Origin of the sequence: Pusillimonas caeni, from assembly GCF_003545815.1 — a bacterium.
Classification (GTDB): Bacteria; Pseudomonadota; Gammaproteobacteria; order Burkholderiales; family Burkholderiaceae_B; genus Pusillimonas; species Pusillimonas caeni.
In genome coordinates, this window is record NZ_PDUW01000002.1 from 418221 (window position 1) to 443089 (window position 24869).

General features: G+C 50.1%; 21 protein-coding genes. 7 read left to right on the top strand and 14 right to left on the bottom strand.

All coding sequences use genetic code 11. The features are described 5' to 3' along the window. Positions 1 to 79: 79 nt before the first annotated feature. From CSC67_RS05675 to CSC67_RS05685, 3 genes are read right to left on the bottom strand one after another with little or no spacing between them, the layout of a single operon-like run. Positions 80 to 898 (bottom strand): alpha/beta fold hydrolase, encoded by an 819-nt coding sequence (locus CSC67_RS05675; protein ID WP_118993544.1) that lies wholly within the window; start codon positions 896 to 898, stop codon positions 80 to 82. Beyond that, positions 895 to 1929, bottom strand: coding sequence for an aromatic ring-hydroxylating dioxygenase subunit alpha (locus tag CSC67_RS05680; RefSeq protein WP_118993545.1), 1035 nt, complete (start codon positions 1927 to 1929; stop codon positions 895 to 897). Before CSC67_RS05680 ends, CSC67_RS05675 begins: the two co-directional genes overlap by 4 nt. Before the next feature lie 10 nt (positions 1930 to 1939). Continuing rightward, complete coding sequence (locus CSC67_RS05685) at positions 1940 to 2683, bottom strand: SDR family NAD(P)-dependent oxidoreductase (protein ID WP_167752768.1); 744 nt, start codon at positions 2681 to 2683, stop codon at positions 1940 to 1942. A gap of 154 nt (positions 2684 to 2837) precedes the next feature. Here CSC67_RS05685 and CSC67_RS05690 point away from each other — a divergent pair, with 154 nt between their 5' ends. Beyond that, positions 2838 to 3737, top strand: coding sequence for a LysR family transcriptional regulator (locus CSC67_RS05690; protein WP_118993547.1), 900 nt, complete (start codon positions 2838 to 2840; stop codon positions 3735 to 3737). On the opposite strand, the gene CSC67_RS05695 is transcribed toward CSC67_RS05690, so the two are convergent. Continuing rightward, a complete protein-coding gene (locus CSC67_RS05695) occupies positions 3738 to 4691 on the bottom strand; it encodes an Rpn family recombination-promoting nuclease/putative transposase (protein WP_118993548.1) in 954 nt (317 codons plus the stop codon). A 347-nt stretch (positions 4692 to 5038) separates the two neighbouring features. Between CSC67_RS05695 and CSC67_RS05700 the strand changes: the two genes are divergently transcribed. Then, positions 5039 to 5848, top strand: coding sequence for a DUF6216 family protein (locus CSC67_RS05700; protein ID WP_118993549.1), 810 nt, complete (start codon positions 5039 to 5041; stop codon positions 5846 to 5848). Between the two features lie 51 nt (positions 5849 to 5899). Here CSC67_RS05700 and CSC67_RS05705 read toward each other — a convergent pair whose 3' ends face one another. The 3 genes from CSC67_RS05705 to pgi form a co-directional block, all read right to left on the bottom strand. Then, the gene (locus CSC67_RS05705; protein ID WP_118993550.1) at positions 5900 to 6274 is read right to left on the bottom strand and encodes an HVO_A0114 family putative DNA-binding protein; all 375 of its coding nucleotides are present in this window, start codon (positions 6272 to 6274) and stop codon (positions 5900 to 5902) included. 2 nt (positions 6275 to 6276) lie between these two features. Continuing rightward, positions 6277 to 6558, bottom strand: a complete 282-nt coding sequence (locus CSC67_RS21515; protein WP_118993551.1) for a toxin-antitoxin system TumE family protein — start codon at positions 6556 to 6558, stop codon at positions 6277 to 6279. A gap of 167 nt (positions 6559 to 6725) precedes the next feature. Continuing rightward, complete coding sequence (pgi, locus tag CSC67_RS05715; protein ID WP_118993552.1) at positions 6726 to 8297, bottom strand: glucose-6-phosphate isomerase; 1572 nt, start codon at positions 8295 to 8297, stop codon at positions 6726 to 6728. Positions 8298 to 8415: 118 nt separating this feature from the next. On the opposite strand from pgi, the gene CSC67_RS05720 reads away from it, so the two are divergent. Beyond that, positions 8416 to 9411 (top strand): glycosyltransferase family 9 protein, encoded by a 996-nt coding sequence (locus tag CSC67_RS05720; protein WP_118993553.1) that lies wholly within the window; start codon positions 8416 to 8418, stop codon positions 9409 to 9411. Here CSC67_RS05720 and CSC67_RS05725 read toward each other — a convergent pair. Beyond that, a complete protein-coding gene (locus CSC67_RS05725; protein ID WP_167752769.1) occupies positions 9365 to 10288 on the bottom strand; it encodes an O-antigen ligase family protein in 924 nt (307 codons plus the stop codon). The genes CSC67_RS05720 and CSC67_RS05725 overlap by 47 nt on opposite strands. Before the next feature lie 707 nt (positions 10289 to 10995). On the opposite strand from CSC67_RS05725, the gene CSC67_RS05730 reads away from it, so the two are divergent. The 3 genes from CSC67_RS05730 (at position 10996) to CSC67_RS05740 (ending at position 14872) form a co-directional block, all read left to right on the top strand. Continuing rightward, positions 10996 to 12267: a sugar transferase gene (locus tag CSC67_RS05730; protein ID WP_118993555.1), complete on the top strand. Its 1272-nt coding sequence runs from the start codon at positions 10996 to 10998 to the stop codon at positions 12265 to 12267. Positions 12268 to 12387: 120 nt separating this feature from the next. Continuing rightward, positions 12388 to 13473, top strand: a complete 1086-nt coding sequence (locus tag CSC67_RS05735) for a Wzz/FepE/Etk N-terminal domain-containing protein (protein ID WP_167752770.1) — start codon at positions 12388 to 12390, stop codon at positions 13471 to 13473. A 202-nt stretch (positions 13474 to 13675) separates the two neighbouring features. Next, on the top strand, positions 13676 to 14872 hold the full coding sequence (locus tag CSC67_RS05740) for a glycosyltransferase family 4 protein (RefSeq protein ID WP_245220161.1): 1197 nt from the start codon (positions 13676 to 13678) through the stop codon (positions 14870 to 14872). Here the strand turns inward: CSC67_RS05740 and CSC67_RS05745 are convergent. The 6 genes from CSC67_RS05745 to CSC67_RS05765 form a co-directional block, all read right to left on the bottom strand. Further along, complete coding sequence (locus CSC67_RS05745; RefSeq protein ID WP_118993558.1) at positions 14859 to 15929, bottom strand: glycosyltransferase; 1071 nt, start codon at positions 15927 to 15929, stop codon at positions 14859 to 14861. The two genes, CSC67_RS05740 and CSC67_RS05745, sit on opposite strands and share 14 nt — an antisense overlap. After that, positions 15926 to 17206: a hypothetical protein gene (locus CSC67_RS21175; protein WP_135227426.1), complete on the bottom strand. Its 1281-nt coding sequence runs from the start codon at positions 17204 to 17206 to the stop codon at positions 15926 to 15928. The genes CSC67_RS05745 and CSC67_RS21175 overlap by 4 nt, the downstream gene beginning before the upstream one ends. Positions 17207 to 17280: 74 nt before the next feature. Then, positions 17281 to 18507, bottom strand: coding sequence for an MATE family efflux transporter (locus CSC67_RS05750; RefSeq protein ID WP_118993559.1), 1227 nt, complete (start codon positions 18505 to 18507; stop codon positions 17281 to 17283). Positions 18508 to 18649: 142 nt separating this feature from the next. Further along, on the bottom strand, positions 18650 to 19792 hold the full coding sequence (locus CSC67_RS05755) for a glycosyltransferase family 4 protein (protein ID WP_245220137.1): 1143 nt from the start codon (positions 19790 to 19792) through the stop codon (positions 18650 to 18652). A gap of 280 nt (positions 19793 to 20072) precedes the next feature. Then, positions 20073 to 20981 carry an LbetaH domain-containing protein gene (locus tag CSC67_RS05760; protein WP_118993560.1) on the bottom strand — a complete coding sequence of 303 codons (909 nt, stop codon included), beginning with the start codon at positions 20979 to 20981 and terminating at the stop codon, positions 20073 to 20075. Beyond that, positions 20982 to 22577, bottom strand: a complete 1596-nt coding sequence (locus CSC67_RS05765) for a glycosyltransferase (RefSeq protein WP_167752771.1) — start codon at positions 22575 to 22577, stop codon at positions 20982 to 20984. Positions 22578 to 23073: 496 nt separating this feature from the next. Between CSC67_RS05765 and CSC67_RS05770 the strand changes: the two genes are divergently transcribed. Then, positions 23074 to 24858: a UDP-N-acetyl glucosamine 2-epimerase gene (locus tag CSC67_RS05770; protein ID WP_118993562.1), complete on the top strand. Its 1785-nt coding sequence runs from the start codon at positions 23074 to 23076 to the stop codon at positions 24856 to 24858. The last annotated feature ends 11 nt before the right edge of the window (positions 24859 to 24869 follow it).

Here is a 24869-nt window from a genome sequence, read left to right on the forward strand (position 1 = left end):
GAATGCCGGGATTTCCCCGTTCTTATTGGTCTCTGTATTGAACAACGGTTACGTCACAACCTAAAGAATGTATTGTGCTCTAGGCGAAGTGCTCCTCAAGCAGTGCGGCGAGCGCCTGCGGCGCTTCGAGGGGTACGAGATGGCCGCTGTCCAGGATTTCCAGCCGGGCGTCCGGCATTCTGGCGGCCATGTCGCGCATGACAGGTTCGCGCACGAAGCTGCGCCTGCCGTGAACCAGCAGCGAGGGCATGTCCAGGCCCGGCAGTGCATTCCATAGGTCGTCGCGGCGGAAAGGCCACCGTTCAAAGAAGAATGGATCGTGCCGGCGCACCCAGCCGCCTTCCGCGCCGTGCTGGACGGATTGCCGGGCCCACAAGGCCAGCAGGGATTCCGGCGCCGACGGGTTGGCGTTGCGCTCCCAGTCCAGGACTTCGCCGATATCGTTGAAGAGCCGGGGGCGCGGGTGGACAGCGTCCTCGGCCTGCTCGAAGCTGGGCTCGACGTCGACCACCGCCAGGCGGCCGACCTTGCCCGGATGGCCGCTGGCATAGTGCACGGCGATCAGCGCTCCCCACGACTGCCCGGCCAGATCGAGCGCCGGGACGTCGAGCTGGTCCGCCACCCGCGCCAGATCGCGCGCATGGTCGGCGGTGGCATACTGTCGCGAAGCCGACCTGGCGCTTTGCCCGTGTCCGCGCAAGTCGAGCGCAATGACGCGCCGGCGCCTGCCCAGCGCCTGGGCGACGTCATGCCATATCCAGGCCGCCCCTGTAACGCCATGCAGCAGCAGCACCGGCGGCCTGGAGGCGTCATGGCCGAACTCGAGCGCGTGGATGTCTCCCGCTTCGCCCGAAAAATACAAATGCCTGACCGCGGCGCTTTCAACCGGGGCGCTCATGCCGTGGCCTTGCTGAAACAGAGCTCGCTCAGCCAGCGGCGGTACTCGACGGTAACCACATCGGCATCCCGCAGCGGCCGTTCGCGTTCTTCCGGCGCCGCCCCGCGCAGATTGATCCACACAGGCAGCTGCGATTCGATGATGGGTTTGTCCTGGGCCAGCACCTCGGCCTCGAAGTCCTGGAAGAAGGCATCGTGCTCGGGCTCGGTGCCGAAGTCGCGCGCCTGCCACCAGAAGCTGCGCGTCGTGGTTTCGTCGACCGGGCTCGCCGCCATGAAAAGCACATAACGCTTGCCGTTGGGAAAGGTGCGCTTCAGGTGCACGGTGTGCGGCATGGTGACGTGGTACTCGTTGACCGGCTCGTACCAGTCTTCGGTCAGGCCCAGCAGCTTCTTCTTCAGGCCCGCGCCGGGCTCTTTCACACCGCAGCGGTCGAAGCGCAGCACATGGCCTTCGCGCCATACATCCACGGCGTCCACGCGCGGGTTCGAGCGGCTGCCTATCGTGCCGTCATGCACGTAGGCGAAATGGCTGAAGTCGACGAAGTTTTCGAGCCGGCGCGGCGTACTGGTTTTCCAGTCGTAGGCTTCGCCCTGCAGCACGCGGTATTCGGGGTCGTCCAGTTCGGGGAAGACCGGCACCGGGAATTCCGGCTCTTCAAGACAGACCCAGACCATGCCCGCCGATTCCGTGGTGGCGTAGGTTTGCACCGAAGCGCGCATGGTGTCCGTCAATTCCTCGCGCGCCGGGGTCAGCACGCAGCGGCCCTGATGGTTGAAGCGCCAGCCATGGTAGGCGCACTCCAGGGTGTCGCCGACGATGGCGCCCAGCGACAGGTTCGCGCCCTTGTGCGGGCAGCGCGATTCCATCGCCTGCGCCTTGCCGTTCAGCCTTGCGACCACCAGGCGCCGGCCCAGCAGGGTGGCGGCCACCGGCTTGTCCTGCAGTTGAGCGCTGTAGGCCACGGGATGCCAAAACCGGCGCAAGGCTTCGTACAGCGTGCCGGCAGCCGATTCAGGAGACATGGACATGGCTTCTTCCCTATAGAAAGTGGGCGCCGCCGTTGACCAGCAGGCTTTGCCCCGTAATGAAATCCGAGCCGTCGCTCAACAGGAAAAGCGCGGCGCCCACCATGTCTTGCGGCGTTTGCGTGCGCTGCAGGCAGCGTCCCGCCACCGTGCGTATATCGGCCTGCGAACCTTGCTTGGCCTCGATGTCGGCGTCGGGAATCAAGTCGGGGCACAGGGTATTGACCTGTATATTGAAGGGCCCCACTTCGCGCGCCAGCGAACGCGACAGGCCTACGATGGCCGCCTTGGACGACACATAGTGCAAGAAATTGGGTATGCCCTTGTAGGGCGTGTTCGAAGAGATATTGACGATCTTCCCCGAGCCCTGTTCCTTCATTTGCGGCACCACGGCCTTGCAGCACTGCCAGAGCCCGCGCACGTTGATCGCGAAGCAGCGGTCCCATTCCTCGGCCGGAATGTCCATGAACGAGCCAAAAGTACAGTTCTTGAAAAAGCCCGCATTGTTGATGATGCCGTCGATACGGCCGAACGCCTGCACCGCGGCCTGCGCCATGGCCTGCGTGGAGTCATTGTCGGCGACGTCCACCCGAACGGCTATCGCGCTGCCCCCGCCGCTCCGGTACTTGTCGGCCTGCGGCGACAGGTCGACCAGGTCCGCCATGACCAGGTTGGCCCCCTGCTTGACCAGGGCATCGCAATACGCCAGGCCGATATTCCCCCCGGCGCCCGTCACGATAATGGTTCGTCCGTTCATGGTGTCCGCCATCCGCTTGCTCCTGCTTATATTTATTTGGAAGCGGGGCCCCTTCCTGCCCCTGTCGGGGCTATTTAACCCCATGCGATTAGTAAGTACAATTCGATTTATCTTATTAATTCTTCAGCTAATCTTATAAATAGAACGCGCTTGAATGAATATCACCCTTCGACAGCTGCGCGCCTTCGTGGCCGTGGCCGACCACGGCCAATACACCCGGGCCGCCGCGCATATACACATTACCCAGGCCGCGCTCAGCATGCTCATCCGCGACCTGGAACGCGAACTGGGCGCCAGCGTATTCAACCGCCACACCCGCATGGTGGAGCTGACCGACGCCGGGCGCGAACTGCTCGGCATGGCGCGCCGCGTGCTGGCCGACATCGAGGCGACGGTAGAGCAGACCCGCGACTATCCCGCCTACCGGCGGGGGCGTGTCACGGTGGCGAGCGGAACCGTGCTGTCGGCCATTCTGCTCTGCCCCTTCATGAGGCGGTTCTATGACCAGTATCCGGGCATCAAGCTGCAATTGAGGGATGTCGCCGAGCAGGACATCCACCAGCACATACTGAACGACGACGTCGACATGGGCATCGGCACCCGGCTGGACAGCACTGAAGAAATCCTCGAAACCCCCTTGTTCTCGGATCACTACGTGGCCGTGGTCCACAAGGACCATCCCCTGGCCAAACGCAAGACCTTATCGTGGAAGCAGATCTGCGAGCAGCCCTTCGTTGCCTTGTCGCGCAGCAGCCCCATCAGACAGGAAATCGACCGGCATCTCGCGGCCCTGAAACTGGTACCCAGCGAGATTCATGAGGTTTCTTTGCACACGACAGTGCTCGCAATGGTTCGAAACCGATTGGGCGCATCGATTCTGCCGGCCAACTCACAGCATGTTCCAGGCGCGGTGGGACTGGTTTTCCGGCCACTGGGCCCCCCTGCGCTGCGGCGCCAGACCTGCATCTTCCAGCTGCGCCGCCGCACCCTCTCGCCCGCCGCGCAATTGTTTCAGGATGAGTTGCTGGCTTATGTGAAGACGACGCTGGTGTAACTACTGGCCATCGCCAAACACGTCGTCCAGCGAATTGGCGTCCAGCAGGGCCAACGACCAAGCGTGCAGGTCTTCAGGTTGAGCATTTTTTAGTCGTTGTTGAACTGAGTCGGGCAGGGGGCCGAATTTGCGTGTGAGTAAGTTGCCCAGCATAACGGCTTGACCTTCCTGGCGACCCTCGGCCAAGCCTTCCATCTTCCATTGATGCGTCCAGGAGCGAGAATGTTCAGTAAGCATGTCTTTGATCTCTAGTAAGTCATCGACTTTCGGCATATCAATCTCGGGAAGCGCACGGGGAAGCAGGACATGCCGCGTCCAGCTGGCGAAAGCACGACGCAGTATAGGGTCGGCCTTGGTGTAGTTATACACTTTTTGAATGAGGTCTTCCACATCGTGAAGTCCGCGATTATGCTCCAAGCGAAATAGCAGCGCCGTCAGGTTATTTTGAGGCAGTTTTCCGGTCTCGACCAACGCGCCTTCATCGACGATCAAGTACTGCAACTGCGGCAGATAACAGCGCGGACCTTGGGGTATGAGTCCGATTAGTTCGGACACATTGAGCGCAGCGTTCCAGCGAGGCACTCCGCTGTAGATGACGACGGGCAGTACGACAGGAAGCGGCTCGCCAGGTTTAATCAGCTTTCGCGCCAGCAAAGCTTCGTAAAGCAGACCTAGATATGTCAGGATCCGCAGCGCCATGTAAAAATCTATCGTGGTCTGGTGCTCGATCATCAGCAGCAGGTACACGTCGCGCCCATCCAACCTGGGCAAGCGCCAGACAATGTCTCCTTGCCGCTGGCGCAGCTTGTCGCTGATGTAGTCTGTAGGCAAGGGTTCGAGCCCGTCCCAGTCTAGCAGTTCGAGCCACTGCGCCTTGATGATGCCCTGAAACAACCCTCGCACAATAGCCGGGCTGCTGAACAGCGAACGATAGCTGGCGTCGTGCTTGTTCACGCATGAGCTCCGAAAGGGGATGGCGATACGTGAACTGTATGGTCAGATAGCTTTTCCCGTGACGTCGGGTGAATGGATTTGTCGTACGGAGAAGTACTACAGATCGCTGCATACGGGATGCTGATGTGTGAAATGACTTAGAAGTGGGTGCATCTTAACTGTCACGAGCCGAAGAACACATGCCGATGGAGAATGCTAGGAAAGTTCGAACGAAAGGAAACTGTCCTCAACCTTTAAAAATCTGGACAAACGTGTCGTTATCTGAAAAAGCAGGGTTGATTTCTTTTAGGTGATTGATGAAAACGCTCACGACGAGGGTCTCAGTGGAGCTTTGAGGGATAAGCATCATGGACGTGATGGATTCGATTTCTACTTATGCACAGGTAATCGGGCTAGTACCGCCTTTTCTTTTGGTTGTCGCTGCGGCTTTCATTCTGTATTTTCGAGGAGCGCGCTATATTTTCTTGGACCGCATTTGGAGTCTGATTCATCGAAAAGATTTTGGTGATGACGTCCTCAGGAAATACCACGAAGGACAGATTGATCTTGAGCGCTTCAAATTCATGTACGGCATCCGATCTATTGAAAGTTTGCCTGCAGCGTATGCGGCCAAAGCTTGGGCAGATGAAATCGGTTTGACCTTGAGAACGATGGGGAAAGCCCGTTATTGGGTGAATTGGGAAACAAGGCAAGTCAAGAAAGCCAGTAAATTGGGCGACGTCCTAGCCTGGTTGCTATATATTGGAGTTGGCATTGCTACCTGCTTTCCGCTTGCTGGGGCGGCAAGCAATGACATGCTTGTCAGATTCAAGGAGTCTGGCTCATGGGTGTGGGTGAATGATAATCGTGCTACAGAGCTTTCATTTTCTTTCAGCAAACCGTGGGTTTTGATGAAAGCAAATTGTGAAGTACACCCTTTAAACATTTCTGAGGCAAATTTGTCGGCGGAAGAGGTGAATCTCTTGTGCAGAAGCTTCGGCACCCCAGAGCTTCAGTCGGCTGTTGACAAGAACGTTCAGGCACAGAGATGGATTATGGGATTTTTGACGGTGTTTATGTTTGGAGTGCTCTGGGCCATGTTTAACGCGCTGATGGTTAGGTTACGTGCCGCAGATGTGAGGAGGCGCATTGACAAGGCCGCGGCGGTTACTGCATAACCTACCACCGAGCCTTCGAGTCGACGGTTTCTCATCACGAATAAGTGCCACTTATGCAACCTCAAGCTGCGGAGTCAAATGCATATTCACATGAATATCATCGAACGGGCACAGCAGTGCCCCGCTCTCTGTCTTCTCCAGCAAGCCAAGCGCGACCAAAACTTGAGCGTCTTCGTGAACCCGCTTGACCCCCCGGTCCAGCCGCCGGGCCAGTTCGCGCACGCCGACAGTACCGCTGCCCATCATGACCCGTATCATGTGCCAGCGGCGTTCGGTCAATTGTCCGAAAAAGGCGGCGGGAGATTCGAAGTTGAGGCTTTCACCTTGATATTTTCCTGTTTCTACCGCAACCTTTGCCCGTCCACCCGCAGCGCGTAGGGCAGCTTGCCAATTTTGCCCGGTCGTAATCGTCAGAGTTCGCTTCATGATTACCTCCTGCGCTTGTTTACTTCCGCAATGAAGTCCTCGATCAATTGCTCTATCCCACGGAAAGGATAGGGTGATTCGGCACCATCGAGATGCATGTGATCGCCTTTGCCCCTCTCATTATCGAACCCTACAATGCGTTCGCCATTACGGACATAGACCAGCCGATACTTGAACCCGTGAGTTGTAGGGGGAACTGGCTCGGGGACTTTCCAAATCTTCAGCTGCAGGATGGCCCCGTTCGAGACCACAGTTTTGTGGTCAAGAAGCAATTGGGCTTTCATTGTTGTCGAGTATGACTACGCCAGTATGTGTTGTCAAGGGCGACAACAGATAATATAGGGCAGTGGGTATAAGAGGGTGTGGCCATGGCGTCTCCTCATAAGTTGCAGGTCATGGCCACACTGTACGCAACGAGCCGCCGCTCAGCTATGGACAGCGCGCAAAAACATCACCCCGAAAACCGCTTCACCCAATAAGCCGTTGAAGCATCATGCCCGCCGTCCTTGGCCTTCGCGCCTGACAGCTCTTCAGTAATACCCTGCGCCAGCACCTTCCCGTACTCCACCCCCCACTGATCAAACGGGTTGATGCCCCACACCACACCCTGCACGAACACCTTATGCTCATAAAGCGCCAGCAGGGCGCCCAGGGTGTAGGGGGTGAGCTTGGGCAGGACGATGAGGTTGGAAGGCCGGCCGCCGGGGTGGACGCGGTGCTTGGCGAGCCATTCGGCTTTTTCCTGGGGTACGCCCGCGGCCAGGCACTCCTGCAGGGCGTCTTCGTACGATTTTCCCTGCAGCAGGGCTTCGCGCTGGGCCAGGCAGTTGGCCAGCAGGCTGCGGTGGTGCTCGGGCCAGTGGTGGCCGGCTTCCTGGCAGACGATGAAATCCACCGGCGCGCCGTCACTGCTTTGGTGCAGCCACTGGAAGAAGGTGTGCTGGGCGTCGGTGCCGGGCATGCCCCATACGGCGGGACCGGTAGCGACGCTGACGGGGTCGCCGTCCAGGTCCACCGACTTGCCTAGAGATTCCATCTCGAGCTGCTGCAGGTAGGGCACCAGGTTGGCCAAGCGGAAGTCGTAGGGCGCGATGTTGAGCGAGGCGTAGCCTAGGGCGTTACGGTTGACGATGCCGGCCAGGGCCATCTGGATGGGGGCGTTCTTTTCAAAGGACGCGCTGGCAAAGTGCGCGTCCATGGCGGCGGCGCCGGCATGCATGCCGGCCACCACGTCCGAGCCCACCGCCAGGGCGGTGGTCAGCCCCACGGAAGACCACAGCGAGAAGCGGCCGCCCACCCAGTCCCACAGGCGGAATATCTGCGACTCGGGCGCGCCCCAGGCCTTGGCCAGGTCGGGGCGGGCGGTGACCACCATGAGGTTGGCGTAGGGGTCTTCCACACCGGCGTTGCGCTGCCACTCGATGGCGCGCTGCCCGTTCTGCAGGGTTTCCGCGGTGGTAAAAGATTTGGACGCCAGCACGATGAGCGTGTCATGCGGGTTCAGGCCGGACAGGGCGCCCTCGATGGCGTGGCCGTCGATGCTGGCCGCAAAGCGCACCCGGCGCCATGTGCCCGCATAGCCAAAGGCCCCCACGGTAAGGCGTACCCCCCAGTCGCTGCCGCCGATGCCGATGTGAATGATGTTGCGCCAGCGGCGCTCGGAATCGGCCTTGCGGATGAACTCGTTCATGCGCTGGCGCTCCGCCGCCACTGCTTCCACCGGGGCGGGGGCGCGCAGCATGGTGTGCCAGGCGGCGCGGTCCTCGGTATTGTTGATGGACTGGCCCGAGAGCAGCTTGTCGCGGTACAGGTCGAAATCCCGGGCGGCCAACAGCGCCTGGCCCGCTTCGCCCAATTGAGGCGAAGCCATCTGACCGGTCAAGTCCAGACAAAGCCCAGCTGCCTCGAGCACGCGCAAGCCGGCGGGATCAACGACGGACGCCTGGCCCGCTTCGATAAAAGCTTGCCATTCCGCGATTTGATCCAAGGTAGGCTGTTGTGCGGTGGGCAGAACGCTATTCACGGGCGTCTCCAATATTGTTAGCGTCGTACGGAGTAAATTGTAACTGCTGTGAGCCCGGAAGGGCCTCACCGCAGGCCGTCAAAGGCCATGGCGGATACCGGTCGACACAGCAGGCGGCATGCCCAGGTGGTATTATCGCGTTCGCCACAGCTTCCAGGCCGGTATAACACCCGTCTACAACAACATGCCCGGTATCGTCGTTTTCATTCGCAGCATGGCGTTCTTCGGCGACCAGCTCGTCACCTATCCTTTGTTGCATCAGCTCAACAAGCTGTACCCGCACAGCCCCATCACCGTCGTGGCGCACGACCCCGTGGAACAGCATTACACCCATTTGCCCTGGGTGCACCGCTTCGTGCAGGCCAACAACTGGCGGGAAAAATACCGCGCTATACCCGCCGACACCGACATCGTCATAGCGCTGCATCACAGCAGCGAACAGTATGCGCTACTGGCCGCAGCGAAACGCATCCGCAGCCGGCTGGGCTTCAAGAATAAGCGAGCCTTTGATTTTGTGTGGAACCATGCACATAAGAAGGACATCAACGACTACATCGGCCTGGCCAACCTGCAGCTTTTGAACACGTTGCATGCCTTCGACCTCATGGAGGCGGCCCGGGGCTGCATTCAGTGGCTGGCCGGCCAGAAGCCTGGCCGTACAGAGCACACCGACGTGATGTTCATGGTGGGCGGCGGCGCCGGCGCATTCAAGCGCTGGGGCGTACCCAACTACACCGCGTTGGCCGACCGCCTGATTCAACACATGGGCTCCCAGACCACTTTTACCTTTGTGTTGGGGCCGGCAGAAGAAGAAGAGCTGTCTCAACTAAAGGCATTGAACCGCCCCGAGTTCAAGTTACTGGTCAGCCGGCCGCTATCTGAAATTGCCGACCTTGCCTTGCACGCCAAGCTGATCGTGGCCAATGACTGCGGTCCCTCGCACATAGCCCAGAACGCCTGCGTGCCCTATGTAGGGCTGTTCAACGAGGCCAACCCGGAGTGGTTCTGGCAGCGCAGTAATACAAGGGCTGTCATACCAGACGGACCTGTGTCCGACATTCAGCGAATTACGGTAGAGCAGGTGGAGCAGGCTTGTCTTGCTGTGATGGCCTAGGTTCGGATAGCACCATGAACAGCGCCACCATGGTGGTGTAAAAGCCTATGGTGTTCATGCGGCGGAACATGGTTTCGGTTAGGCCAAACAACAAGAAGCTAAGACACACTGCTAAGCCCATCGCAGCTGCAGCTCTCGCTTGCGATGAGGCTTCTTTGTTGAGCAGCCTGGGAAAGAAGTAAGTACAGGGAGCTAGATAAATAAGTAGTAGTCCCAATACGCCAGGGAGACCGAAACCGACCAACATGAGCATCAAATCATTGTGCGGCTCACCAAAATACTCGTCGACCACCTCTTGTGACGCGAGGCCTTTGGGTACAGCTACATCTTTCATATATTGAATGAATTTTCCCCCATCGCCTAGCCCTACCCAGGGATGATTAATACCGGCGTCAATGGCTGTACGCCATAATTGAAGTCGAATGCACATTGAGCTATAGAGAGTGCTGTTCTCCCCATGACAGGCTTGAACCTGTTCGATTCCTTCAACAATGCGATGTCGAAGAGCGTCGTTACTAGCTACTGTCGCCACTGTTAATGTGATTGTGATAAAGAACAAGGTCAGTAAGCGGCCAGGTTTTTTAACACCGGCAAAAATAACAAGTCCTAGTAGTACAAATACAGGTATTCCTAACAGACCAGTACGAGTCTGAGCGGCCAAGAACCCTGCGAAAGTGGCTCCGGCTACTAAGATCTTGATGGCAGTTTCCATTCGAGGCCAAGATGTCAAGGACCACTTCAAGGAATAAAGGGAAATAAAGCCCAGCAACAACATGATGCTGGTATAGGTAGTAAGGATTACACCAGGTGTTAAGGGGCGGGCTTCCACGTTATCAATAAGCCAAAATAGAACAATAGTGGAGGTTAAGCCCGCCACGTACACTCCTCCTATGGCATATTGCAATCGACGAGTGTCAATATATGGTAAAGCCGTTAGCAATAACCACAGTCCTAGAAAAAATCTTAGTGCGCCCTCGCTGTTCGCCCCGGCCCATTCGCCATGATATAGCGAGGATGTTGCCACGGCTATGAACGGCACGCTGTAGCTGACTATGAGCCAACGGTATCTACGCGTTCGGTTTTCCACTTCCGTGAAGTTTTTAACGAAGAGTAGTATCAAGGCGGCTAGGAGCAGCGCGTAGAACACTCCACTAGACAGAGAATGGCTGCTAAGTAATGTGACCGGCAATAGCACGTACAGTGCCACAGTTAGGTTGGCGAGCATAAAAATTCTTATGAAATCAAGGCTTAAGTGGCTGCTGCTCTTGAGTGTCTTTAGGAAGGATTGCGCAGTTGCAGCTCGAAAGCTTTGTGTGTACAAAACGCCCATACGTCCGAACGACGCTACAATGTAAGAGCCTAGCATTAATAAACTAAAGCTCGCGTTTCATATGGGTCGGGTTTACGCTTAGCTGTCTCGGGCTTTAGCTTCGGTATGGCGAAGGCTGTATCCTTCCAATTTATTCCTTATTCTAGAATATAAGGTAATCTGAACGACGCGGAAGAATAAAATATTTGTATTGCACAATACACCTCCTAAACGCTCAGGGTTTGAGCATTTGGATTTTATCTTTTTAGAAATATATGACGTCCCTACGAGCAAGGCGTTTTAAAAGGCTTCATGAGCAGATCTTGCTGTCGCGGTGGTTCGCCTTAATCGTTGGATGGCTATTCTCAGTAGCCATGCCGGCTGGCGTATATTGGGGGCTTGACGTGCTGCAAAAACCAAATGCGGGCCAACAAGCAGCATTAATAGCAACCACTATAGCGTTCTTTTTATCCCATTTTGGGGCTAAAAGCTTATTGTCAAGCTATCCTGGCGGACGGTCACAGGCGCTAATTACCGTCCAAATATTAATTATTTATGGAATTTTGGTTATCGGCGCTTTGTTGCTACGTATACAAGTTTCGCGAGTGTTGCTTATGTCTAGCGGCGTTGCGGCGTTGGTATGGTTCCACATCGAATATATCACAACCCGCGCGTATTTTCGCCCTAAATTTGCGGTAATAACGGGAGGGTTTGCGAATGAGGTCCTAGCACTATCTGACTGTGATGCCCGCCAAATCTCTAACTTAGATCTGAACGGAATTCGTTATGACGGAATAGTCGCTGATTTTGAAGTGATTGGGCCGGAAGAAGAAAGATTTTTAACTCGATGCGCCTTGGCAAATGTGCCTGTATATAACGCAAAAACAATATATGAATCGTTAACCGGCAGAGTGAAAATAGACAAAATGTCGGAGAACAATATAGGTTCTCTTTTGCCGTCTCAAACCTACGAGTTTATAAAAGCCGCCGTTGACTGGTTCATAGTCGTTATATCACTTCCTATTGTAATTCCCTTCGGTCTTTTCACCGCCTTGATTATTTGCATGGAAAGTCCGGGCCCACCAATTTATTCTCAAGTGCGAATCGGTAGAGGGAATAAACCGTTCACTATTTTTAAGTTCCGTAGTATGCGTTTTGATAAGCAAGTAGTAGAGCAATTTGCAGGAGAGGAAGATCCACGAATCACGCGGGTAGGAGCTGTTATTCGGAAATTAAGGATAGATGAACTACCACAATTTATCAATGTATTAAAAGGCGAAATGAGCTTGATAGGCCCGCGCCCCGAGCAGCCTAGTTTCGTCGCAAAATTTGACGAAAAAATCCCTTTTTATAGTTATCGACATGTTGTAAAGCCCGGCATTACAGGCTGGGCTCAAGTTAGACATGGATATGCCGCTGACAGTGAAGAAACTCGTATTAAAATTGAGCACGATTTTTATTACATTAAACACTGCTCGCTTGCGTTGGATTTTCTAATTGTTTTTTTAACTATTAGAACTATGCTTTCCGGGTTTGGTGCTCGATAGTTTAGCGCAGTAACATTTTTTTATAAGCGGATCATAAGCGCTTAGAGAGTCAGAATACAATAGGCTCTTTGCCGGTGCCGCAGCATTGTAATTATAGGCGTTTAACTCATTGGAGATGAAGTGAGCGAGAAGCCAAGGCCGAATACAAGACTCCCTTTAGAAATTGATGTGCGAGACGTTATTGTTGAACTATGGCGCAAAAAGTGGCTGTTATTCTTAATTACTGCGATTCCTCTAGCTATTTCTTGTGTTTACGTATTTACGAGGCCCGCGCTTTACGAGGTTTCAATCAAGGTCATGTCTGTGCCGGAGAGAGCACTGATTGCTTATAATGCAGCCGCAAAAAGCGCATCTGATGCAACTTCGGGAATTTTAATGAGAGCGTCACTATCAGAAATTCCCCGTCTATCGCCTCAAACGGCGCTTGCCCTGGTAATTGGCAAACTAAGAGCTTACACGACAAACGGGATGCGGTTAAAACATAAACCCTCATCTGCTGAATACATATTAAATCAAGAGCTAGAGTTTGAAGGCTTTGTACAAGCCGAGATTGAAGGGGACGTTATTCCGTTTTCAATTGCTAGGTTTACTAGTACACAGTCTGATCAGCTAGTCCAGCGCTCCAATGCCTACTTAAATCGAATTATAGAACAGGGCAAGCTTGAGTTATCACTGAATCTTCAAGCTGAAATAGCTCGCCGCTTAGATGACATGGATGCATATCACGAAATAATGAAGGGAGTTGCTATCGAGCAAGCGCGTGCACGTGCTATTCGGGTCCGAGAAGCGTTGTTGATGGCTGAGGAATTAGGCTTGGAAAACCCTCCTTTAGGTGGCCCATTTCTTTTGCTCACAGAGCCTGCAGTGGAGCGTGACACGTTAGGCACCGACAACTTAATGTATTTACGAGGGGCAAAGGCGTTGCGTTCCGAGTTGGCTAGATTAGAAAAGCGGCTAGAAATAGATTCACGCATATATATGTTGCCCTATATGATAAGAAAGATGGAGCAGCTAAAGGCGATTAAAATCGAACCGTCAGAATTCGAAATTGCCTATATAGAAAGTACCTCACTAGAACCCAGCCGGCGTTTCGAGATAACGAGCGTTCTTATGCCTATAGCGGCAGGTTTGGCAGGACTACTTTCAGCCGTTTTATTGATCACCTTTCTAAGCACTTATCAACGAACTGCTCGCTATCGCGACTGAGTCAACTATGACGTCATGTTTAACAGCTATGTCGTAAGTTGCATCCAAGTTACTTCATATCCATTCATACTCTAATGCTTTAGTTTTTGTGGTTGATATTGCATGTCATAACTGCCCGGCTAGAGTGTTCTCGATAGAAAGCCATGCTATGTCAAGCAAAATACTAATTCTTTCCCATTTTGCCGGATCACCAAGGCACGGAATGGTGATACGGAACTTCTTACTGGCACGTGAATGGGTTCGACAAGGGCATTCGGTAACTATAGTTGCCTCAGACTTTTCGCATTATCGTGCTCTACAGCCTGAGCATAGCCGCTGGCAAACTACCGAGTATATCGAGGGAGTGAGATTTATTTGGCTCCGGGGATTGAGGTATAAGGCCAGCAGCTCTATTGGGCGTGTATTTGCAATGGCTTGGTTCACCACACAGTGCTATTGTCACCGCTTGTTTGATAGGGATCTATATGACGTTATCATTGCCTCTTCGCCTCACCCATTCGTAATTTATCCAGCGGCATTCCTCGCCAAACTTCAGAAAGCTTATTTGATCTACGACATTCGTGACCTATGGCCTCTAACTCCAATGCATTTAGGTGGACACAGCACGAAGCACCCATTTATGCGTGCGCTTCAGCATGCAGAAGATTATGCGTGCCGATACGCCGATTTAGTAATTGCAGTTCAGGATAATGTTGAGGAATATCTTATAGAGCATGGTTTAGAAAAGCGGCGCTATTTACATGTTCCTAATGGTTATAGCGAGGACAATACACCTGCCCAACCTCTTCCTGAGAGAATAATTGAAGCATTGAAAATAGCGCGACGGGAAAAGGCATTTATAGTCGGCTATTGTGGTACTTTAGGTACAGCCAATGCTATGTCATTGATTATCGAAGCATTAGGGCATGTCGATCCACGCATTTATATAGCGATTGTTGGTGAAGGGCCAGACAAAACGAAGTTGAAAAAAATGGCGCATGATTTAGGAGTCGCCGAGCGAGCTCTTTTTTTTGATGCAATACCTAAAGCGGCGGTAAGCAGCTTTCTTAAAGAGGTTGACGCGACCTATGTCGGAGGCCATTCGTCGCCTCTTTACAGATATGGTGCCAGTCTTACCAAACTTAATGATTACTTAATGGCACGAAAGCCAGTAATTTATGGTTTAGGAGACCCAAATAATGTGGTGCGTGTTTGCGGCGCTGGCATTGAATATATTCCAGGCTCGGTTTGTAGCCTTGTAGAAGCATTAAATAAAATGCTTAGCTTATCTGACGAGCAGCGAGATATCATGGGTGAAAAAGGTCAGGCGTGGCTCAAGGCCAACCGACAAATGTCAGTTATTGCGGCCCGCGTGCTTATGAAACTACGGCACCTAGGTAAACGGACTATTGTGAAATAGTCGTTTTATAGGCCGTAAGCATAGTGTCTACTGATTTTAGCCAAGTATAATGTTCAATAACATGCGCGCGAGCAGCCATTCCCATCGAGTGACGTAACTCAGCATTTTCAACGAGTTGCCAGATTGCCTCCGCTGCCGCCTGAGGATTTTCTTTAGGGACGACAAAACCAGTTTTTTCAGTGGTTACCTCTAAAAAACCCTCTGCATCTGAAACTACTACAGGTTTACCACAAGCCCCGGCTTCGAGAATGGCGACGCCGAAACTTTCTGCGCGGCTCAATGCGACATAAATGTCAAGTCGGTTTAACATTTCTGGTACTTTGGCATAGGGCACAGCACCATGAAACGTAACCTTATTTGCAATGCCAAGGACATGGGCCCTCGTACGTAAAGCGTGTAAATCTTCTCCTTGCCCAGTAATTTCTAAAGCTACATCTATATTGTTGCGTAAAGCGCGCTCAGCGACCAATGCAAAAGCTTCGAGCAACGTATCTATTCCATATGTTGCTCGAAGCGCTTTGACTGTACCGATAACGATCGTGCCTTTTGGGTTTCTCGTGAGCGATAATGGGCGAAACATCCCCTCGTCAACACCGAAAGGTGTAATGAATACGGTGGAATGAGTAAAGATTTTGCCAGCAGCCTGTGCCATGCAATAACTGGTCGAACTGATAGCTGTCGCAGAAGCCAAATTTAATCGGATAATGCGGTAATGCAGAGGTGTTTTATGAGGAAGTTTATAAACATCGGTACCCCATATCGAAAGCAATAGTGGGCGAAAGCCGGACATTCTTCCCATCAATCCGTAGCCTCCGGCGAAGTGCACATTTAATATATCTGGTCGAACTTTCTTCAAAATTCGTTTGATAAGAAATCCTCCGATTAGATAACCCCAAGGCGCCTTAAGCGGCAGGCGATGAACCACAACTGCCGAATCGAGAGGATGCATTACTGGATGGATTGTGAGGAGGTGCACCTCAATACCTCGGCTGGCCAATCCATTTGCCCACCGAATAGTATGGATACTTTGTGCGTCGCCCAATAATGCGACTTTCATGTGCTTGTATCTTCCATCGAATGTACTTTTAAGATCGCCAAACCTAAGCCGACAACAATATAATACGAAAGCTCATAATGAACCCCGCTTGGGGTGATAGAGGCAGGGATAGCGACTATTAGTGCGAGAGAGCTGGCCCGAGCTAAGCAGCGCATTCTTTGATCGCCGGATTTCAATCCGACAGTACGTAGTCTAAGAACTAACCAAAGGTATGCTGCTATAAAGAACACAAAAGCTATCGCACCTAAGTCTATCAGCATCTGTAAAAAGAAAAAATGAAAGCTTTGTATTTTGAAGCCTTCATGTATTAAGCTGCTTTCTGCGCCCCCTAAGCCTAACCCTAATGCGCCCGACGAAAAAAACCGATGTAAACCATAATAATAGATGTGGGCTCGCGTACCGGTGGAATCATTTGTAAAACTCGGATCCCAGGCGATCATGCTTATTCCACGTATTATTTGGTCAACTATTGAAAATATTCGCTTAATGCCATAAGTCTCAATGCCCGCTATAGAAACAAAGACAGCTAGGCTGCCGCTGAAGAATAGGAGGGCTAGTACTAGCAACGCGGCACGCTTAAGAGGATAGTTAAGATAAGCAGGTAATAGCATCAACATAAAGATCAGTGCCAGAAATATACCTTTCGAGCCGATTATGATCAGCAAATATAGAGCTAGACTGAAACCTATAAACGCATATTTTCTATTCGGACAGAGTAATATAAAAGGTAATCCCAGCAGCAAGACAAAGGCAAAGTCATTTTGATTCCAATTAAATCCTGTAGGCATGTGACTTAAAGCCAACTTCGCCGTTTCGTTTAGGGCTGATAGGTCTATTCCTTTATAGCCGAACAAATGGGCATAAGCCGAATACGGCGATATGGGGAGGCGAAATAATCCCGTCGTCTCTATTAGCCCTATTGCCATGTTCAGGCCCCACAGAACTCCAACGAGTTGTAGCGTCCTCCATAAACTTGTGCGTTCAGTAGCCGATTGATAAACAGCCGCCAAGGCGATAAGACCGCAACTCCAGTAAGCTATATATCTTGCCCAGACTTTCATATCAACTGCCCATAAGCCTGATAGGAGAAAATAGATTGTTAGTAACGCAAAGGCGAGAAGCAACTGTGGCTTCTGAATGGTGACTGTTCCTCCAGAGGCAATTTTTAAAGTTGTGATATAGAGCCAAAGGATAGCAAGTATGTGGAAAGCATAAAGGGAGTGAAAGCTGAGCACAGAACCAAACATTGCGGTGATAATAACTAAAGCTCGCAACATTTTAAGTCTCCGTTTCTGTATAAACGTAAAAGCTGAAGATTATCGTCGTATCTAATGTGGGATGAGTATGTCAGCTACTGATAAGAGGTGTTCGTTCTATAGTGACGCATAAGCCAGAGGATAATGCCTGCAACTACTACTTCCGCAATGAGCCAAGAAATAGCTACGAGTTCGGGAACGCTTGCCCACCTAAATATACTGAAGATGCTAAGGCAGTATATACCTACACTTAGAGTTAAAAGTCTGATAAGTGCTAGCCAAGCATTAACGGAAAATTTTCCCATCGCCATAAAGGCTGGCATACTGAAAAGGGTTATAAATGCAAAAGGAATTGCAAGTAACATAATACGTATGCTTTGGACGCTTTGTTCGTATCCTGCTTCAAAGGCCCATGCGATTATAGGAGGAACGATGACGCCGACTATCGCCATTAGTGGGATTAGGGTAAGGGATATCAGGATTACGCCTTTTAACCCTCTCAATGCGACCTCAGGTTTACTTGATGACCAGCGATTGAATAATAAGGGAGCAACCATGGTTATGGGGAGTATGCCAGCGTTATAGGCATAGAGCCCCAAAGAAAATTGAGCCACCCCAGTTAACCCCTCTGGGCTACTCTTTATCCATAGAAATGCGATGGCTGGCTGCATAGCCATTGCAGCGCTTTGCAGAAACACTGGGAAGCCGTTACTCCACAGCGACCGCCAGTTAGGACGATTCCCAGAGCTAAAGCCGTCACGTAAGAACCATAACATTATTGCAACAGCCAGCATGGAAGAGACGAGGTAAGCGGTTTGTATATAGTCTTTAGATATTCGTGGTGCCACTAAGATGGAAAGCGCCAATAAGACCATCGGCGCTATCGTAATCATAGAAAACCGCCAGTCATCATATACGGTAACAAAAACTCCTCTGACAACTCGATGAAACAAAAGTATGCCTGTAGTTAAAATTACAGTGGGCGTTACCCACAACGCTTCAGGCCATATTTGACGGATCCCAATAAGCGAATGTGCACTAATCGCTATTAGAATTAAGCTTACTATAATTGTATAAAAGGCGAAGCCGGTTATCAGGGTCCGACGACTAGCTCCCGCATTATTAATTTGGTAAATAATTGTTTGTGGGAATCCAAAGGCAAATAGTACAGTTAATAAATCGATTTGCGATTTTAGAGTGGAAAAATAACCCTGCGTTTCTATACCGACATAATTTCCCAGATACCACACGGTCAGAAATAATGAACCGACACCGAGCGGTTGAATCAACAGTGCGGTGAGCAGCTTGGCTCTAAAGCGCATTTTTATTTCCCGTCGGCTTTACGTCTTTCGCCTACTTGCACGACGTGGAATATCCAAGGCGCCATAGAATGAGCCAACTCACTTCCGCCACTAATTTTGTGTATTAGGATTGTGCGAGTGGGTAACATAAACACTTGTTTCTTTAGCCGCCCATAATTCTATGCATAAGTCTTTGATAAAGGGCAAGCAGCTTTTCCTTCTCAGTTTCCCAGTTATAATTTCTTTCTACGGCGCTACGGCCATTTTTCCCCATTCTTACTATCTCCTGGGGATTTGCGGCGAGATAATGTATAGCATCAGCAATCTCTTTAGGATCTTCTGGATTAACACATAATCCGCATTCATTGCCATGAATAATTTCTTTCCAGAGCGGGAAATTTGAGGCAATAACAGGGAGGCCCGCGCTCATATATTCGAACATTTTGTTCGGCTGTGCATAGATATGGTTTGGCGCCCGAAGAAAAGTAACTATACCCGCAATGGACTTGCTAAATAGACCTTTTAGCTCATGACGGTCCACATGTCCCAATTCATCTACTTGCTGCCACCCTGGTAGAGTTCTTGCTTTTGCTGCTACTTCCGTTTCAGAGAAACGCCCGGCAAGGGAGAGACGGACCGAAGATCCGGAGATTGGTAGAGATTGTACTAAAGGGTAAATTCCCCTTATTTCCGATATGCTACCCACATAGCAAACACGTGCTTCCCTCACTTCGTATATTAAATTAGATGAATATAATTCTTGAAGCAACGGGTAATTATTGATATCGACAGCATTTGAATTGACGGTTTGGAACTTATCGCGTATATGAGGCGTGGCGGCAACAATCGCGTCTAAATTCCGAGTTACGTAAAACTCATATTGCTTAATTGCAGGTGGCAACAAAATTCGCGAAAGTTTACTAAGGTATGGCTTGAAAGCAATTTGACTTGGTAAGTCTTCATGCGCGTCATAGATTACGCATTTTCCTAATTTCTTTAATTTCAAAGCAATGCGAAGCAGCTCGGGATCATGCAGATGATAAATATCTGCATCCACGTTTTTTGCAGCTGTAAACAATCTGTCTACAGTACTAACCATTCGTGCCAACCGGCCTTTACTTGGCGGGCACACATCAAAAATGTTAACGCCTTGCTGCTTCTCGTCCCCATAGCCATCAGCGACGAGAAGCACCACTTTATAGCCGGCTTGAGCTAGCGAACAGCATTGTTTAATAAAAATTCTAATGTCTGTTCGCGGATGAGCTGACGTTATATGGCAGACGGTGATTTGTTGAATGGTTTTCAAGGAATATACGCAAAGAGGCGTGTTGTCAACGATATCTATGCTTTTATAGATTGTTTATCTTTAATGGCTATAAATATTCGATTAGCTATAAGAAATACTTAAGTTCGAGAGTATTACAATACTGCTAGCAGCTTAGCAAGTATAAGCCGATACTAGCTCTCGTGCGTTCACTTTAGTTGGGTGTGGTATAGATGTTTAATTGTTACCCGCGAGGTTACTAGGACGAAATAGAACGGTGCTTAAATAGAGTGGTAATACGATACTCAATACCCTTCCCAATTCATCTGGATAGCTTAACAAAATGCTTCTTAAATAAACGGTGATCTACAGCGAAATTTCCAGAAACTTTATTATTAGGATTCACGTCCGAAACTACGACCGAGCCAATCGTAACAAATGAGTTTTCTCCCATTGTTAGTCCATTGGATATCGTAGAGTTTGGCCCCGTAAACACTCCATTCTCCAGAGTGACCCGACCGCTAAGCATCGAACATGCTGTCATTTTGACGCCCCGCCCCAGTACGCAGTCATGAGCGACATGCACCAAATTATCAAACGAGCAATAGTCTCCAATTTCCGTAAAGAGGGGAAAACTACTCCGAGCCACAGCGCAGCCCGATAGGAATATTACTCCTGTACCGATCCGTACTCCACCGGCCTGTGATAGCAACTGCGGCCGCCCGTTTATTACGGAAATCTCATATGCGTCCGAACCCAACGTGGTATTACTGCCGATTTGAGATCCTTTTCCGATGATGGTTTTGCTCAAAATTGAGGCGTTCGGACCGATTACTACGTCTTCCTCGATAATCACATCTTCAGAAGATACATACGCTGTTGGATGAATACGAGCAGATGGCGCAATCTTACTTGAAAAATTTGTCCAATAGTAGTTGTCACGAGCACATAATAAAGAATGTATATTTGATATTGCTTCGGAGGGGTTCTTGGCAACAGCGCATCCCAAGTTCTGTGGTATGCGTTCGTACAGTTCAGGTGTACATATAACTCCAGCTATACTATCTATAGCTCCTATAAGTTCTCGTAAATATTTTTCACTACTAATGGGAACCAGTTTGGCAGGTGCTCGCGTGGGAATTTTTCCACAAGTAAAAAAAGCGCAATCCCGACGAATCTCGACCAGGCTGTGAAACTCCCGAAGCTGTACGCGGGACGTAATGTTGAACATTTACTGTACTCCTATAAGATTTGAGTATGTATTAATCAACTTTTTCGCTTGAGTGTTCCAAGAAAATTCGGATTGGAGTACTGCATAACTATGCTCCGTTAGCTTATATTTCCCAGGGTGATTCAAGATCTGTTGGATAGAATTCGCTATGGAGCGAGGGCAGGTTTCATCCATGGTGAGACCATTTCCTAGCCTTTCAACAAAGTTCGCCATTTCAGGAAGGTTTGAAACACATATAGGAATATCAGCAAAAGTCATTTCGAAAAGCTTATTTGGCATAGCATATCGGTGATTCAAAGATATGTCCTGAAATGCGCAGACGCCGACATCAGCTGTTCGGATTGTATTAACTACGAGGTTCGCTGGCACGCTGGGAAGTAGATGAACGCGTTCATATGTGCCTTCTTTGTGCGCTGCTTCTTGAAGCCATGCATCGTTTAATTGATGTCTAGGACCTAGTATTGCTAGATGTACGTCTGGTAGAAAACTTAAAGCAGCGACCACTTTGTCCATCCCTCTTCCCTCACGTCCTACTCCACCTGTGTAGATAAGAAGGTGTTCATTCTCTGTCAATCCAAGGGTGGCTCGAATATTGATAATTGGCTCGTCGTTTTTTATATCCGAGAAGTCCGGGGCATTCATGACCACTTCTGGGATAGACCTACTAAACCGCTTGGAATAGAATTCTTTAGAAGAGTCACAGCACGTTATAACTTGCTGAACGTTCGTCAACAAAGTGCGCTCCAGCATATCAATAAATTCTTTTTTTTCTAAGGCCAGAGACGGCGTACGCTCCGTCTCTATTTCATGTGCATCGAAAATTACCTTCGCCCCTGTTTTCGATGCTAACGCGATAGCGCCTACTAACGTGTAAAGATCATGAGAATGAATGATATCGGGATTTTGGTCCAATTCTAATCGCGATATATTTGCGGCAAAAAGGGCATACCGCATATAGAACATATGGTTATGCAGTTCTTTGTTTAAAGCCTGCACATTCTCAAAATTGCCCAGTGAGGCTCGAATTTGATCCCTAATTTTTATTTCATTGCTTAGTTCGACTGTAGCGGTCTTGTAAGCTGAGTTACTGTTCTGGTTCTTCCCTATCAACCTCTCTTTTATTCTTCTAAGTAAGCGCAAAATTTTTGCCTGAGGGAAACTACGTTTTTGAGTGCCTTGTTCAGCTTTCAATCGCGCTTTAGTTTGCTTTAACTTCGTAACTCGAGCGCCAACAGTTCTTAGTTCAAGCAAAAGCTTTGAGTAATGTGGGGATATAGCTTGAAGACGCGTGTTTATGTCAATAGCCGAATCTAAGTGACTAGAAAACAAACTGTATAAATCAAGTTCTGTGAGCAGAGCCTCTAATTCTTCTCTAGAAATGCCCTCAAATGAATAGCAATCAAATCGAGTAATTTCAATCCCATCTATCTTCTCTTGTGCTGGATAACCTTCTTCGGAGCGCGCATAAATCCGAACTCGATATCCAGCTCGAGTCAACGCTCTGGCTTGTTTCATGACTCGGGCGTCCGCGGTACCAGAGTTGGCCACTAAGGAAAAAATTGTTCCTAACTCTGAATTATTGGCTTGCATGTTCATCACTCTCATCTTGGTCTTATTCATAGGTGTCGGGGTATTTCTTGTTGAATAATGTCTCTTTAAAAAGTTTAAGCAGCCAACCACGGGCTCCCTTTAACCGCAAATTCTACTTTAAAGCGTGGCTTTTGCTGGAGCACTGTCCCATAGATCCTGTCGTCCCGTTTGAAATCACTCATCTAGAACCTTATGCCTCAAGAATTTTGAGGCATAAGGATGAAGACGCTGTGTGCTTTCCTATTGATATGCCGGGTGCGAAGTCGTCTGCGCAAGGTGTTCTGAGAAGAAAGCATTTCTGTCGCCATTCAATGGATAGGCTCTCAATCAGTAGCTCATTGATGCGACGCTTGGCGATGATATGATGCAGTAATATTGCATGCTATACACGGTGCTGCGGTGAGACATTCACAAAGAAAGATTTTCAGGACATGCTTGTGTATTTGGCGTTAGCGTACGACGACGAGAATTTACTACTGTTTACAATACTCGAGATAATTACATGCTCAATCTAATCACTGTAGTTGGCAATAGACCTCAGTTCGTGAAGGCCGCAATTGTCGCGAGGCGATGGTTGGAAGCGGGCATAACAAGAAGGATTAGTAATTATTTAGTCCATACAGGCCAACACTATGATCGGCTTCTCAGTGATGTCTTTTTTGAACAGCTAGGACTCGACGCGCCTAATTTAAACTTGCACATAGGTTCTGGTCCTGTAATTGACCAGATTGGCGCCATGCTTGGTCCACTACGTTCAGTGTTTGAGGAACAGAAGCCGGACGGTATTGTTGTGTATGGTGACACCAATTCAACGGTCGCTGCGGCGATTACAGCGGCTCATCTCCACATCCCAATTTTCCATGTTGAAGCAGGAGAAAGAAACTATCGTAGATATCAGGCCCCTGAGGAAGTCAATGGCATTATTACCGATGAGCTAGCTTGGATGTGCCTGACTTCTACGGAAAAGGCGGAACAATATTTATTTCGAGAGGGTTACTCAGCGGAACGAGTGAGGTGGGTTGGTGATCCGATGTTTGACTTATTTAGCTGGGCAGCTCCACAAGTTGATACGCTCGCGACAGTTAATTCGGATTCATTAGGCTTGCGACCTGATCATTATGCTTTGGCCACAATCCATCGCAATGAAAATACAACCGATAAATCGCGCCTGCTGGATATCCTAACAGCATTAGACGGGGCGCCAATGCCGGTAGTTTTACCGATCCATCCCCGCGTCCGCAATTTGCTTTCAGTATATGAGTGGAGGCCAGTTGCGTCGCTTAAGATCATTGAACCCTTGGGTTACTTTGACTTACTATCACTATTGCGTGATTGTGCGATTTGTGTAACCGATTCAGGCGGTTTAGCGAGAGAAGCTTTCTTCGCGGGCAAACCGAGTATTATCCCGATGCCGAATTCTGGATGGAACGAAATCGTTGAGGCAGGGTGGGCTAGAGTAGTGCCAGGTACTGGAGCTGAGTTGCTACGGGAAATGACGCGATATCGTCCCACATACCCCCGGCCGGAGGGATTGTTCGGAGACGGATACGCCTCTATTCGAATTGCCGCCGCAATAGAGAAAGAACTGAATATGAGCCGCAAAGAGGGCAATTGGCATCCTCTGGGAGATTTTTTTAGTATTCCTCAACCCCAAGATAGATCACTCTACACTTATACCGCTCTAGAAGATGGTTTAGACGCGCTAAGAAACCAGAAAATCCAAATAGTGCCACTCACTGCAATAAAGGAGGAGCGAGTTGGATTGGCTTTAATTTATCTTGTTACAGGAGACATGGTAGGGGTTCATAAACTCGGCGACTTGCATGAACAACGACGTGAGTCTGTCACGTTTTCTTTTCGCCCTGATAGCGCTATTTATAATTTGCTTGAAGAAACTACATGGTCACTATTACGGACGCTGATAGGTCAGGGGCATCAAATTTGTTTAGAATTAAGATATTCTCCGGAAAACATGACCTCTCAATTAGAAAAGATGATAAAGGCGTTGGAGATCTTAATTGGCGCGCCTATAGCATGGTTGAGTCATAATAATACCTTGTTTTCTAACGCAACTCCCGCCAAACCGTTTGATGCCAACGCAAAAGTAATAACGGATAAGATAAATCGTCCCTTCTATAATATCTTAGTCAGCCCTCTGGCTATGCCAGTTCTCGTCTTCACTGAAACAGAGAACTGGGGCGTATTGCCCATGTCGCCTTTCGAGCGGAAACAGAGGACGGTGACCGCGAGGCGAGGGCAGATGGAAAGCGAGATGCAACTTATATAGGCTATGGCGTA

Excerpts from the sequence above, each read along its gene's own strand:
- CSC67_RS05675 (WP_118993544.1), bottom strand. The coding sequence starts at position 898 with ATGAGCGCCCCGGTTGAAAGCGCCGCGGTCAGGCATTTGTATTTTTCG.
- CSC67_RS05680 (WP_118993545.1), bottom strand. The coding sequence starts at position 1,929 with ATGTCCATGTCTCCTGAATCGGCTGCCGGCACGCTGTACGAAGCCTTG.
- CSC67_RS05685 (WP_167752768.1), bottom strand. The coding sequence starts at position 2,683 with ATGAACGGACGAACCATTATCGTGACGGGCGCCGGGGGGAATATCGGC.
- CSC67_RS05690 (WP_118993547.1), top strand. The coding sequence starts at position 2,838 with ATGAATATCACCCTTCGACAGCTGCGCGCCTTCGTGGCCGTGGCCGAC.
- CSC67_RS05700 (WP_118993549.1), top strand. The coding sequence starts at position 5,039 with ATGGACGTGATGGATTCGATTTCTACTTATGCACAGGTAATCGGGCTA.
- CSC67_RS05705 (WP_118993550.1), bottom strand. The coding sequence starts at position 6,274 with ATGAAGCGAACTCTGACGATTACGACCGGGCAAAATTGGCAAGCTGCC.
- CSC67_RS21515 (WP_118993551.1), bottom strand. The coding sequence starts at position 6,558 with ATGAAAGCCCAATTGCTTCTTGACCACAAAACTGTGGTCTCGAACGGG.
- CSC67_RS05720 (WP_118993553.1), top strand. The coding sequence starts at position 8,416 with ATGCCCAGGTGGTATTATCGCGTTCGCCACAGCTTCCAGGCCGGTATA.
- CSC67_RS05730 (WP_118993555.1), top strand. The coding sequence starts at position 10,996 with ATGACGTCCCTACGAGCAAGGCGTTTTAAAAGGCTTCATGAGCAGATC.
- CSC67_RS05740 (WP_245220161.1), top strand. The coding sequence starts at position 13,676 with ATGGTGATACGGAACTTCTTACTGGCACGTGAATGGGTTCGACAAGGG.
- CSC67_RS05745 (WP_118993558.1), bottom strand. The coding sequence starts at position 15,929 with ATGAAAGTCGCATTATTGGGCGACGCACAAAGTATCCATACTATTCGG.
- CSC67_RS21175 (WP_135227426.1), bottom strand. The coding sequence starts at position 17,206 with ATGTTGCGAGCTTTAGTTATTATCACCGCAATGTTTGGTTCTGTGCTC.
- CSC67_RS05750 (WP_118993559.1), bottom strand. The coding sequence starts at position 18,507 with ATGCGCTTTAGAGCCAAGCTGCTCACCGCACTGTTGATTCAACCGCTC.
- CSC67_RS05760 (WP_118993560.1), bottom strand. The coding sequence starts at position 20,981 with ATGTTCAACATTACGTCCCGCGTACAGCTTCGGGAGTTTCACAGCCTG.
- CSC67_RS05765 (WP_167752771.1), bottom strand. The coding sequence starts at position 22,577 with ATGAACATGCAAGCCAATAATTCAGAGTTAGGAACAATTTTTTCCTTA.
- CSC67_RS05770 (WP_118993562.1), top strand. The coding sequence starts at position 23,074 with ATGCTCAATCTAATCACTGTAGTTGGCAATAGACCTCAGTTCGTGAAG.